Below are 13,123 nucleotides of genomic sequence, written 5' to 3'. Positions count from 1 at the left end.
GGCGGAGATGAGGGTGGAAGGCGCAGGATAGCGGCGAACGGCCCTATTCCTTGCTGCCCTCCGGCTGATCCTCGGTTGCAACCGCGCCTGGCGCGGCCGCCACACCCGAGAGCATGCCGTTGAGGCTGCCCCCGCCAATCCCCAATTCCGCCATCAGCCCGTCGATCAGCGGGCCGCCGACCCGGTAGCGCATGGCCGCGGCAACCGCGGAATCGGCAAGGTTTCCGGGGCTGCCAGCACCGTCCGAAGCACCTGAATCTCCGTGCAGGCCGCGCGCGTCGAGGATCGAAATCTTGTCGATCTGCTCCATAGGCTTGCTCGCTGCTGCGATGATCCCGGGCAGCGCCTCCAGCATCGCCTTGCGAACCAGCAAGGCCGTTTGCGAATCGTTGAGTATGTTGGTGGCTTCGTTGAGCGCGGTCTGACCCGCAGCATCGACCTTGAACGCTGCCTCCCGGCCCTCGGCACGCGCCTTTTCGGCATCGGCCTCGGCTTCGGCCTCGGTGCGTAAAGCGGCAGCGCGGGATTCAGCGGCCTCCTTCTCGGCCGTAGCGGCGACGGTGATCTGGACCGCCTCTTCCTGCGCCCGCTTGGTGGCCGCGATCACCGCGACGTTCTTCTCGCGATTGGCGATCTCCGTCGCCTTCGCGGTCAGGACGCTTTCCTCGGCACGCACCGCCAGCGCACGCGCTTCGTTGGCCGCGGCGGTCGCGGTCGATTCCTCCTCGGATTTCTGCGCGGTCTGCACCGCGGTGGTGATGCGCGCGATCTCGATGGTGCGGTCGCGCTCGATCGTCGCGGTCTGCACCGCCCCGTCGCGGGCGATGGTTGCCGTCTGGATCACCTTGTCGGCCTCGGTCTGCGCGACCGTCTGCGCCTGCTCGGCATTGATCCGGGCGATTTCGGCCAGCCGGGTCTGTTCGGCTTCGGCAGTGGCGATCGCGGTCGCCTGCTCTGCCCGGCGGGCGGCCAGTGTCTGTTCCTGCGTCAGGCGCGCCTGCTCGGCCTCCTGCGCGATCGCCAGCGACTGGTTGTTCGCATCGAGGTTGCGTTGCTCGATCTCGACGCGGTTGGTCGCGACGATATCGTTGCGGATCTTCTTGCGCTCCTCGATCGTGCGGGTGAGCACGGTCAAGCCCTCGGCGTCGAACGCGTTATTCTCGTTGAAATGCTCGAACGCGGTCTGATCGAAATGGGTGATGCTGACCGATTCCAGCTGAAAGCCATTCATGTCCAGATCGGTCATCAGCGCTTCCTGGACCTTCTGGATGAAGTCGGCGCGGTTGGCGTGCAGATGCTCCATCGTCATCGTTGCCGCGACCGAGCGCAGCGCCGAGACGAGCTTGCCGTCAAGCAGCGACTTCACCGCATCGGGACTGTTGACCGATTCGCCGAGCGTCTGCGCCGCGGCGGCGATCGACTGCGCATCGGGCTTTACCTTGATGTGGAAAAGCCCGACGACGTCGACGCGCAATTTGTCGAGCGTGATCAGCGCATCCTTGTTGAGGCGCGAAACTTCGAGCTTCACGGTGGTCAGCCGGACTTGCATCAATTCGTGCAGCACGGGGATCACCATGATGCCGCCGTTCAGCACCACCTTCTCGCCGCCAAAGCCGGTGCGGATCAGCGCGATGTCCTTCGTGGCGCGGCGATACAGGCGGGTGAGGATGATCCCCATCACGACGAGCGCAAGGAGCGCGATACCGGCATAAATCAGGACGTTCAGCAGCGATGCGGACAAAAGACCCTCCCCCAAATTTGAAATTTCTAGCGTTCAGATTGGCCGGAACGGCGTGCTGATGTCCGGAATGGCGAAGAACACCGCCCCTTGCTTGCCAACCAACAGGGCGCTTTCGCCCTGCGCGATCACGTCGGCGTCGTCATGCGGCTCGACCATGACGTAATGCGCCTGGCCGAACTGATCGACGACCTTCGCGCGCGCCGGATGCCCGCGCGACGCCGCACCTTCCAGCACGGTACCGCGGTGCCGCAGCAAGTCTTCGGCATTGATGACCGAAGACTCATAGGACGGAAAGATTCGCGCCAGGCCAGCGGACACAAACGCATTCGCGACGCCGGCGATCACCAGCGCCGCAGCGCTCGCGATGCCCCAGTGCAGCGGGCTTCCGATCAGGAGCGTGGCGATCTGCTGGATGGCGACGCCGGCGACACTGAAGCAACATAGCAACGACGTCAGCCAAATCAGGATCGGCAAGTCGCGCCCGAACCCCAGCCAGTCGAGCAGACCCGGCCCAGCCTCGGCACCGCTGGCATCCAAATGCGAACCCAGGTCGAGATGCCCCAGACCCAGCCCCACTCCCTCGATGATGCCGATGCCCAGCATGACCACGAAGGAGACCGCGAACGGCGCATAATCCGTAGTTAAAAGAAGGCTGAACACCCGTCGATCATATCGGAATTCATTTGGAAGAATATAGTAAAGTTCCGCCATCTTGGAGCTGAGCGGACGTATGTTTTCGGGTGCCGAGACAGTCCAACTATAGGACAGCAGCCAGGCGCATAGCAGCGACCATCTTCTAATCGTCCGAGCGGTGACTAGCTGCTTTCGGACATCCGCATGAGAGAGCAGACGGTTGCGCCTGGCCAAGCAAACTATCCATCCGTGCCAGCGGCGCTCACGGACTGGAGACTGGCTGCTGCCAGGAAGCTCAACCGGATAGCTGCCTTATCAGTAGGTTACGGTGACGATGATGGTGTCGCTGTAACTGCCCGCGGGTACATTTTGGCTGGAGCGGATCCGGCCGTAGACCGTCATCGTCTGATCGACACTGAGCAGTGCCGTAAAATTCCGGGTTATGCGGAACGAGCCTCCCGAGCCGTTTCCCAGAATTTGGGTTCGGGCCGCGTCGGTATAAAGATTATAGTCAAGGACCGACGCACCATTGTGCAGGGCGCGCTGAGTGTAGGTTCCGGATGAGCCGGTGCTGAGATCGACCGTGAACGATCCGGCCAGTGCAACGAGCAGCGTGCAGTGGACCTGTATGTTGCCGGTGGAATCGGTGGGCGACGCGTTGACGACGGTGTACGTGCCGAAACTCACGCCGGTCGCGGTGACGGTGCAGCTGCAGGCGGACAGCGGGGCGCACGCCGCCTTTGCCGGTGATGGAACAAGCAGCAATGTGCCCGCCAGCATCGCCATCAGGACGATCAGGTACCGCGGGGTCATGGCGCGCTCACGGGATTGCCGCACCGTAACGGCCCGAGGCGCGGCAGCACGTCATCCTCGGGCAATCCGCCAAGCCTGACTCGACATGGGCCCTGCCGGGTCTCGAACTCGATGATCATGTCCCGCCGTGCTTCGCGCACGAAGATTTCGCCGCCATAGCCGACGAATGCCGTCTCGCCGGTATCGGTCCGCACCGTGGTGCCGGCATCGACCGGCGCGCCGTCGAGTGCCTGGAGCAAGATCGTCGCGGGGTGATCCCGTTCGATCGCGAAGCGCGCAATGACCGCTCCGCGATACCGCGGCACGATCATGAGCGTGTCGCTCGACATGTGCGCGTCGATCGGGATGTCGCCGGGTGCGATCGCGATCCGGTTCTGCTCATAAGCGCGCAGATCCGGTATGATCGCACGACCCCGGGCGTCGGTGCGGGCGACGAGGCGGTTTTCCTGGTAGATGCGGACATCCGCCAGGCCGGGCACGTCGATGACGCCCAGCGCATCCTCCACGCGCCGGGTGGCGTAGGGGCGGCCGCCGGCGAAAAGCAATCCGCCGCTGGCGAGCATCCTGACGCCGGCGCTCCCCTCGACGCGCGCGGCCTCGACCCTGATTTCGCCCGGATCGCCGCGCCAGCTGAGCTCGGCCTGCTGGCGGTCGCTTTCGCCGGCACCCGCCGTCAACCGATAGCCCCAGCCTCCTTCGGCGGGCGGCGTCCTGCGTATTTCGGCGAGAACATTGCGGGTGTCCGCTTGCACATAGCCGCTGCTGCGCGGCCCGAAGGGAATGGTGAAACCCGCGCCGACCGTGGTTTGCGTGGCGGACCCCCGGGTCGCGCTGCGGAGCGCGAAAACGCTCAGATAGCCGCGATCCCTGATTCCGATGCTGTAATTGGCCGAGGCGAGCCGGGTGCGGTTACGATCGGCATATTCGAGATCGGTATAGACGATGCCAAAATTGCCGCGGCGTCCCAGCGAGACGCTGCCCGAGGCCTGTAACTGACCCGTTATGCGTTCCGCGTCGCGATGGATGCCTAGCTGGTCGAACTGGCGCGACGCACGCTGATAGCTCACCGCGAGGCTCCATCCTGGCGTGATCCGGCTGAAGAAGATGCGGTAGAGCGCTCCTTGGCCGTCCTCTCCCCGCGAAACTGCACCGGCAATTCCGAACTCGCCGATAGCGGGCCAGACGATATTGGCCCCGCCGCCGATCATCTGGACATCGCCGCTCACTTCCGTGCGGCCTTCAAGGGTCAGCCAGTCGGTGACTCCGCGGCGATAGGATCCGGCCGCGAAGGGGTTGGCATAGCTGAAATTCCGGATGCCGTAGTCAAGGCGCTCGGCACCCGCCTCGAGCGACCAGGCGCTCAGGCCCCGCCTGAGCAGGCGCGAGCTGATATAATAAGAAGACGTCACCCGGCGTTCCACGCCAAGCGCATCGCGGATGACGAGTGTCACGTCGCCCGCGCCATTCACCAGAGGTACCTGATTGATCGAGAAGGGCCCCGGCGCAACGTCGGCCTGGAAGCGCCGCGCGTTATTCACCAGCAACTCGACATTCGAAGGGATCGCCGTCCGGCCGGTAAAAGCGGGAGTGGAGAAAGTGATGAGATTTGGTTGCAAGCTGAAGTCGGTACCAAGCCGGACGCCGCCGAAGCGTATCTGGCGCGACCAGTCGCGTGCGTCGGTGACGGTATCGCCGACGATCAGGCGGACTAGCGTATCGGGATCGTCGCGCAGGAAATAGCTGTCGAAACGCGTGACCCGGCTCGATCCCGTTTGCTGGCCGACCGCCATGGTGGTCGCGAGCAGGCCCCAATCGTCCGATATTCCGGCTTCCAGGAAGGCTGCTGCCTGTACCTTGTGATCGTATTGGACGGACAGATCGTAATTGAGAAACGCCGCGAAGGCGCTCTTTGTCGGTCGTACGCGCGTGGCCGGCACCGAGACATTGCTGGAATCGAAAAGCTCGGCGGAAATGATCAATGCGATACGTTGACCGGCCGGGTCGAATTGCAGCGTCATCCCGGCGATGGCGGTCAGCTGAACAAAGGCTTCATTCTCGATCACGGTCGTCGCAGCCGGGGGAACCCTGACCCCCCAGCGCGCCAGATCGGAGGGGCGGACGAAGAAGTCGCCGCCGCGCCGTGCCACCAGATATTCACCCTCCGGCACGCCGTTAATGGTGATCGCGACAAACAGCAGGTCGAACCGATCCGGGCGCTGCTGCCCCGCTGGCGGGTCCGGAGCGGCAGACTGTGCGCCTGCGGCAGTCGCGTCGGCAAGGAGGCAGAGCGCCGCCATGATGGTCCTAGGGACGGCCGGTTTCATGGGGAGCCGCCTCGGCGACGAGATCGGCGGCCAGATTACCTTGATCCGTCACAGCGCTCAGTTTGAGGGCCTCGCCGGCGCGAACCGGCGCGTCGACATCGAGCATGATCTGCCGCGACGCGCCGGGCAGCAGATAAACCGACATGTCGCCGGCGCCCAGCTTCGCACCGTTCCGCCCGGCCAGTGCGAGCCGGTTGATCTGGACGTGAGCAGTGCCCTGGTTGCGGATCTCGAACGTCACCTTGTGGGGCCCCGCCGCCCAGGCGCGCCAGGAGAGGCGACCGATCGGGTTGGGCGCTGGCACGAAGATCGGAATGCTTATCCGCAACAAGGTTCGCACTTGCCCGGGCTCACTCGGACGCAAACCCGGCACTTCTTCCAGAATGACGCGATAGCTCTTCTCGACCGTGCCGGGGCTGGTGCGCAAGCCGAAGCGCGCAATCTGTTCGCCCTGGCCCGCAATCTCGAACAGGCCCGGATTGGCGAGAACGTCACGGGTTTCCTCGAACTTGTCCTCGCCATCCACCTGGCGCCAGGAAAAGACGCGCAGCTGGATGCGGGCAGTCTCGGCGCTGCCGTTCTGGATCGTCATCGTCTGCACCGGCTCTTTCGGGGTCAGGACGATACGGACGGGATATACTTTGAGCGAGGAAGCCTGCGCCGCCAATGGCAGCAGCAATATCGCAACGATGGCGGCTCCGGCGCGCATCGGTTCAGGCCTAATAGTTTACGGTGACGGTGATCGTGTCGGTATAACTGGCTGCGGGCACATTCTGGTTGGCCGATACGCGGCCATAGATTGTCAACGTCGACGGCAGCACGGGGGCGGTGGTCGCCAGTGGCGTGTCGGTACCGGGTGTATTGCCCCAGTTATTGGTGCGGGCCGCTTCCTGGTACAGCGCATAGCCAAGCGTGTTGGCGCCGTTCGTCATCCGCCGCGTTGTGACCGTGGCGCCGCTCGCCGTGCCGGTGTTGAGACCGACCGTGAACGAGGAGCCGACGGTGCAGAACACCGAAAGCGTGGTCGAGCCGTCGAGCGGCGTCGCCGCCGTCGGATCATAGGTTCCGAAAGCGAGCGGGTTCGCCGTGACGACACAGGCTTTGAGAACGGTAGCCGTTACCGCGAAGGTGGTGGTGGTGGTGTCCGCCTGCGCGGCGGGAGACATAAGGAGCCCTGCGCTCACAATACCCAGCCAGCACGGGAGCAGAAATTTTGCACGAGAAACCATAAAAGCCTCCATACTGAACACGACAATTTCAAATAGCTCGTACGACAGCTTGTCGATTGTCGAACGTAGTCGGCTCAGATCAATTTAGGATAAAACGCATGATATCATATACTTGATATTTCTGTAAATTACGTTGATAGACGTATGCATTTGATACAAGCAAAAGATTAATATCGTATGGATTTAATCATGGATCAGGTTCGTATCTATATCGAAACTACCTAATTAGAAGCGAATGGAATGTTAATCGATTGCCAGCCGATTCCAGGATTATAATGTCGAGACTGTATAATAATACTCAATCACAACATTAAAATTTGTCAAAATTCGAAAATACGATTTCGACAATATTCATCGTACCGCGCCGACAATTTATCGCGTTGCGTTGATGGCTCATGTCCGCCGGCCCCAAGCCGTCACCCCAGCGAAAGCTGGGGTCTCATGAGAATCGCGCCATCGCCCGAGATCCCAGCTTTCGCTGGGATGACGGATTTGGTGCCGATGACCGATTAGAGCATCGCGCGGAAAAGTGGGTACCGGTTTTCCGCAAAAAGCGATGCGACAACAAATAACTAGAGCCGGTCTTCTCCGCGCGCACCAGGTCTGCCTCATTCAGCACCGCGACGTGCGTCGACATCGTCGGCTCGAACTGCCGCTGTCACGCGATCGCAACCGAAACGACGCGAAAATGGCATCATGCGGAGGCACAGGCGCCTCGTTCTGCAGTGCAGCAACGTCCACAACCAAGGGGCCGCCGTGATCCGTTCCACTACCAGCTTGTTCGCGCTCGCCGGCGCATTGTTCTGCGCCGACGCGGCGTCCGCGCAGACCGCCGTGGCGGATGCGAGCACGACGCAGCCCGGCGATGCCCAGCCCGCGAGCGCGCAGCCCGACGATACCCAGCTCGACCCCGCGGCGACGATCGTGATCACCGGCCGGTCGACGCGCTCGTCGACCGAGCTGCCGGGTACCGAGATGCAGAAGATCCTGCCCGGCGTCTCACCGCTCAAGGCGATCCAGACCTTGCCCGGCGTGCTCTACATCACCGCCGATCCCTGGGGCTATAACGAGCAGAACGCGCAGATCTTCATCCACGGTTTCGCCGCCAACCAGCTCGGCTACACGATGGACGGCGTGCCGCTGGGCGACCAGAGCTACGGCAATTATAACGGCCTGTCGCCGCAGCGCGCGGTGATTTCGGAGAATGTCGGCCGCGTCGTCGTGTCGACCGGCGCCGGCGATCTCGCCACCGCGTCGAACAGCAATCTCGGTGGTACGGTCGAGACCTATTCGTCGGCGCCGCTCGACAAGTTCGGCGTCCAGGTCGGCCAGACCGTCGGCAGCTTCGATACGTCGCGCACGTTCGTGCGGATCGATACCGGTGCCTTTGGTGTCGACGGCAACAGTTCGGCCTATGTCTCGGCGGCGCGCCAGCACGCTCGCGCCTGGGATTTCAACGGCACCCAGGGCGGCTATCAGGCCAACGCCAAGTTCGTCAACGACCGCAAGGCCGGCAAGCTGACGCTCTATTTCGACTATAACGACATGACGCAGCCGAACGAGGACGCGACCACTTTCTTCAAGCCGTCCGCCGGCGGCACCGCGACCCCGGTCCAGCTCTATACGCCTTATACCAAGCCGTTCTTCTATCCGGACCTGGCGACCTACCGGACGTCCTATCTGAACGCGTTCGGCAATTCGCCGGCGGCGCAGGGCGGCAATTACCGCAATTATTATTCGGACGCGCAGCGGACCGACTATCTCCTTTACATGCGCTACGACGCGCATCTGTCGGACCGCGTGACCTGGTCGACCACCGGCTATTTCCACCACAATGACGGCGCCGGCGTGGTGGCTGGTCCGCTCGGCCAGTCGATCACTACCGCGCAGCCTTATCTCGACCCCAATTATGCTGCCGCCGCGGCCGCCAAATGCCAATTTGGCACAAACGGCAATGGCGTTCGTCCCGCGGCGTGCACGACGATGACCGACGCCCAGGCGCAGGCGGTCGGGGCCGCTCTGGTCGCGGCGACCGGCGGTTCGGGCCTGATCACGCGCACCACCGAATATCGCATCGACCGTGGCGGCATCATCTCCGCGCTCAACCTGGATGTCGGCAACCACAAGATCGAGTTGGGCGGCTGGTTCGAGCGCAACAGCACGACGCAATATCGCCGCTGGTACGCGGTCGACATCAACAATCCCGCCTCGAGCACGCCGTACATCCGTCCGCTCGACGCCCAGTCGCCCCTGTTCACGCAATATCAGGGCGAGGCGCGGATCAACGAATTGCAGCTTCATTTGCAGGACAGCTGGCAAGTGACCGACAAATTACTGGTCAACGCCGGCTTCAAGACCAGCGCGCAATGGGCCAATGGCTGGTTCCCGGTTCAGCCCAAGGCCGGATCGCTGTCGGGCCTGACCGGCGGCCTGCCCCAGGGCAGGATCGATACCCAGAACTGGTTCCTGCCCGCCTTCGGCGCCAATTATAATTTCAACGGCCACGAACAGCTCTATTTCAACGTCCAGAAGAATCTGCGCCAATATCAGGCCTATCTGGCCGGCGGCGGCGGGCCCTGGTTCACCGGCAGCCAGGCCGCGTTCAACGCCTTTGCCGATCAGGGCAAGCCAGAGAGCAGCTGGACCTATGAAGGCGGTCTGCGCACCAGCCGCGGCTTCGGCAACGGCATCGGCTTCGACGCGCAGGTCAATTACTATCACGTCGTCTTCAACAACCGCTTGCTGGCGATCTCGACCAATCCGGGCGGCATCGCCGGCGGCCAAATCACCGGTGGTACGTCGATCCTGGTCAATGTCGGCGACGTCCATACCGACGGCGTCGACGCCGCCTTCACTTTCCGCGTCGGCCGTACCTTCTCGCTCTACAATGCCACGTCGTACAATCTGTCGAAATATCAGAGCGACTATTCGGCCACCGCGACCGGAATCGGCGCCGCGACCGGCACCTGTATCGGCGGTTATCTGGTGACCGCCGGCGTCGTGCCGACCTGCGGCAAGCAGCTGCCCGGCACGCCGAAATGGATGAACAAGACCGTCGCGACTTTGTCGGTCGGGCCGTTCGAGGCGCAAGTGATCGGCGATTTCGTCGGCCGCCGCTTCGCCACCTTCACCAACGACGCCAGCGTGCCGTCCTATTTCCTGACCTCGCTGCGCCTCGCCGCCAAGCTGCCGGACAATATCCTGCCGCTGCGCAAATTGGAGGTCTCGCTCAACGTCACCAACCTGACCGACCGCAAGGGCGTGTCGACCCTGTCGATCGGATCGGCGACCAACAATTATTCGGCCTATCCGATCGCGCCGCGCCAATGGTTCCTGACGCTGTCGGCGGCCTATTGACGACGGTCCGCTTTCGGGGAGTTCATCCCGAAAGCGGACGTCATGTCCCAGAGCTCGAGGTCTAGCTCTTACCAGCCAAAGGTCACGCCGGCGCGACCACCGGTCGAGCCCTTGACGGTCGACCCTGCAAAACCGCCGCTCACCCAGACGTGGTCGGAGACCCGAGCTATTGCTGAGCCGGCGAAGCCCTGTTCGCCACGATAGGTCGCCAGATTGAAGGACACGGCGAACGTGGTGTTGGGCGGCATCACCGTGCCGCCTAGCGCCATGGCCGCCGCGATGCCGCCTTCGGCCTGCCGCGCCCGCCGGGCGAGCACCACGGTTCCCTGCTCGAGCGCACCAACGCGGCCTTCGATCAGCGTAGCGCGCGTTTCGAGTGCGGAGGTCCGTCCGCCAAGTCCGGAAAGCATGCCGATGTCCAATGCGGACGTCGCCAGATTGCCGAGCCCATCGGTCGTGATCAGCTTCAGTGCGCCGGTCTGTGCCAGCAAGCTGGCCGACGAAACGACGCCCGCCAGCGTCACGGTCGACCCCGCATTGCCGAGCGCGACTTGCCCCGCGCGCGAGGTCGCGACACCGTCGCCGATCGCGACGCTGCCCGCCTGATCCGCCATCGCCATGTTGCCCAGCGCGATGGCGCCCTGGCCAGTGGCGCTGTTCTGGTTGCCGATCGCGACCGCGCCCTGACCGATGGCGCTATTGGTGTTGCCGAGCGCAACCGCGCCCTGGCCCGTGGCGATATTGGGATCGCCGATCGCGACCGCGCCGTTGCCCGACGCGACATTGCCGGCGCCGATCGATACCGCCTTGCCGTCAATCGCCCTGGCGGCGTCGCCGATCGCTACCGAAGAGTCGCCGCTTGCGACGCTGGAGGGGCCAACGGCGATCGCGTTGGCGCCGGTCGCCTCGGGTGCCAGCCCGGTAGCGTTCGACCTAAAGTATTTTCCGTTGGCCAATGCCGTGTCGGCGGTTGTCTGTGCCGTGGCTGCGTTGGCGAGCGCCGTATCCGCTGTTGCCTGCGCCATTCCCGCGTTGGTCAGCGCGGTATTGGCGGTGGTCTGGGCCGCTCCCGCGTTGGTGAGCGCCGCATCGGCGGTAGCCTGCGCCGCACCGGCGCTGCCCGCGCCGGCGGTGGCCGCCGTCAGCGCGGCGTTGGCTGTAGCCTGAGCGGCATCCGCCTTCGCTTCCACAACGTCGAGTTGGCCCTTGTTGACGGCGTCGAACGCATCGATGCCGGCGGCAACATTGACGACACGGCGTTCGCCGCCAACCAGCCCGACCGAAACGCTATTGGCTTGATCGGCCACCGAGCCATTGCCTAAAGCGACGCTGTTAATGGCGGTCGCCTGGCTACTAGCACCGATCGCGGTCGTGAAATCTTCGGTTGCTTTGGCATTGTTGCCTACAGCGGCAGAGTCGCGATTTTCTGCTCTGGCAGCATGGCCGTACGCTACACTGCCAATACCCTTGGCCACGCTTTGTGCGCCAAACGCGCTACTGTCATTCCCCAGCGCCAGGGTGCCGGCACCATAGGCAGCGCTGTAATCTCCGGAAGCCCTGGTGTAGGAGAAATTGTTGGAATTATATCCCCCCGTCGCCGTGCTGTAATTTCCGAACGCATTGACGCCGTTGCCGACCGCGGTGCTGGCATCCCCCGATTTCGCGGCATAGCCGAGCGCCGTACCGAAAAATCCCGCCTTGGTCCCTGCGCCGATGGACACCCCGAAATTAGTCGCCTCTGCAGTCCGCCCCAGCGCAACGCCATATTCGCCAGTCACCTTGCTCTCGCGGCCGACAGCAACGCCGTCGGAATGGCTGACCGACGCATCCTTGCCGATAGCGATCGAATAGGCGCCTGACGCCGCCGAATTGGCGCCGAGCGCGGTGGCGTAGATCTGGTCCGCTTTGGCCCCCGCGCCCAGCGCGACGGCGTCGTCCGCCGATGCGGTCGCGTCATTGCCGAACGCGTTCGCCGCGCCGATCGCAATCGAACGCGTGCCCGTTGCGGTCGCTTTATTACCCAAAGCGACCGAGGACATCCCGCTCGCGTCGGCGATATAGCCGACCGCGGTGGCGAAGGTCCCCGCGTTCGACGAACTCCCGATGGCCGTCGCAAAGCCGGTCGCCAGCGAATCGTTCCCGACGGCCACAGTCCCGCTTTGACTCGCCCGCGCGCGCACACCGATCGCCAGCGTTCCATAGGCGCCGGACGACGCATCCATGCCGATGACGGTTGTTTCGCCGTAAGGGGCGAGGGCGCGCGCGCCGATCGCGATCTGGCCGGAGGTGGCGTTGTTCGGGATCGAATTGTCACCGGCCAGACTGCCATTGCCTATGGCGATCGCATCGGCGAGCCCGGCCCGCGCGTCGATCCCGTTGGCGACGCTGTTGTCGCCCGCCGCTTGCGCATTGAACCCGGTCGCGGTCGCACCGTCGCTCGTTGCCCGGCTGCTCGATCCGACCGCTGTCGCGTGAACGCTGGTCGCGTTCGCGTTCTGGCCAACCGCCGTTGCCGCGATCCCCGAAGCCGCTGAATTGCCGCCGAGCGCGGTGGCGCGGTCGAGTGTCGCGGCGGCGTTGAACCCGAGCGCTACGGTCTCAAGACCGGTGGCATTGGCAAAAGACCCGCCAGCAAAGGCGTTGGCTGAATTCGCCGACGCATAGGCGCCGATCGCAGTCGCATTGCCGGCATTGGCGACGGTGGTACGTCCCACCGCCGTCGCGCCGTCGCCGCTTGCATTGGCCCCTGCGCCGATACCGGTGGATGCCTCGCCTGTGGCCGTGGCGCCCGATCCGCAGGCCGTGTCGTTATTGCCCGGCGTGATCGTCCCGGCAGGGACGCCGGTCGTGTTTTGGCAGTTCACATCCTGCGCCTGGGCGGTACCCGGCAAGGCAAGACCTGCAATCAGCGCCAACGGTGCTGCGCCGACGAGAAACGATGTGACAGTACGCATGCTGATTATCCCCTGTTGCGGTCGATCATTCGACCCGCAGCAGCAAGCGCGCAGCGTCCGCCGCGTCCGCGG

At 63.8% G+C, this 13,123-nt stretch carries 8 protein-coding genes; 1 reads left to right on the top strand and 7 read right to left on the bottom strand.

Going from position 1 to position 13,123, the window contains the following annotated elements:
- Positions 1 to 43: 43 nt before the first annotated feature.
- The 6 genes from AC1DRD_RS09925 to AC1DRD_RS09900 all read right to left on the bottom strand — a co-directional run bounded on the left by AC1DRD_RS09925 (position 44) and on the right by AC1DRD_RS09900 (position 6,677).
- A complete protein-coding gene (locus AC1DRD_RS09925) occupies positions 44 to 1,741 on the bottom strand; it encodes a flotillin family protein (protein ID WP_478041268.1) in 1,698 nt (565 codons plus the stop codon).
- Positions 1,742 to 1,774: 33 nt separating this feature from the next.
- Positions 1,775 to 2,401 (bottom strand): OB-fold-containig protein, encoded by a 627-nt coding sequence (locus AC1DRD_RS09920; RefSeq protein ID WP_478032480.1) that lies wholly within the window; start codon positions 2,399 to 2,401, stop codon positions 1,775 to 1,777.
- 288 nt (positions 2,402 to 2,689) lie between these two features.
- Complete coding sequence (locus AC1DRD_RS09915) at positions 2,690 to 3,187, bottom strand: Csu type fimbrial protein (RefSeq protein WP_478032481.1); 498 nt, start codon at positions 3,185 to 3,187, stop codon at positions 2,690 to 2,692.
- Positions 3,184 to 5,511 (bottom strand): fimbria/pilus outer membrane usher protein, encoded by a 2,328-nt coding sequence (locus AC1DRD_RS09910; protein ID WP_478041267.1) that lies wholly within the window; start codon positions 5,509 to 5,511, stop codon positions 3,184 to 3,186. The genes AC1DRD_RS09915 and AC1DRD_RS09910 overlap by 4 nt, the downstream gene beginning before the upstream one ends.
- Positions 5,492 to 6,220 (bottom strand): fimbrial biogenesis chaperone, encoded by a 729-nt coding sequence (locus tag AC1DRD_RS09905; protein WP_478041266.1) that lies wholly within the window; start codon positions 6,218 to 6,220, stop codon positions 5,492 to 5,494. The genes AC1DRD_RS09910 and AC1DRD_RS09905 overlap by 20 nt, the downstream gene beginning before the upstream one ends.
- Before the next feature lie 10 nt (positions 6,221 to 6,230).
- Positions 6,231 to 6,677 carry a Csu type fimbrial protein gene (locus AC1DRD_RS09900; RefSeq protein WP_478032485.1) on the bottom strand — a complete coding sequence of 149 codons (447 nt, stop codon included), beginning with the start codon at positions 6,675 to 6,677 and terminating at the stop codon, positions 6,231 to 6,233.
- An 819-nt stretch (positions 6,678 to 7,496) separates the two neighbouring features.
- On the opposite strand from AC1DRD_RS09900, the gene AC1DRD_RS09895 reads away from it, so the two are divergent.
- Positions 7,497 to 10,097 (top strand): TonB-dependent receptor, encoded by a 2,601-nt coding sequence (locus AC1DRD_RS09895; protein WP_478041265.1) that lies wholly within the window; start codon positions 7,497 to 7,499, stop codon positions 10,095 to 10,097.
- 68 nt (positions 10,098 to 10,165) lie between these two features.
- Here AC1DRD_RS09895 and AC1DRD_RS09890 read toward each other — a convergent pair whose 3' ends face one another.
- Positions 10,166 to 13,051 carry a hypothetical protein gene (locus tag AC1DRD_RS09890; protein ID WP_478041264.1) on the bottom strand — a complete coding sequence of 962 codons (2,886 nt, stop codon included), beginning with the start codon at positions 13,049 to 13,051 and terminating at the stop codon, positions 10,166 to 10,168.
- Positions 13,052 to 13,123 lie beyond the last annotated feature (72 nt).

This window comes from Sphingomonas sp. P4_G2, assembly GCF_056401155.1.
The sequence above is the reverse complement of the archived record's forward strand: the minus strand, read 5'-3'. Positions and strand labels throughout refer to the sequence as shown.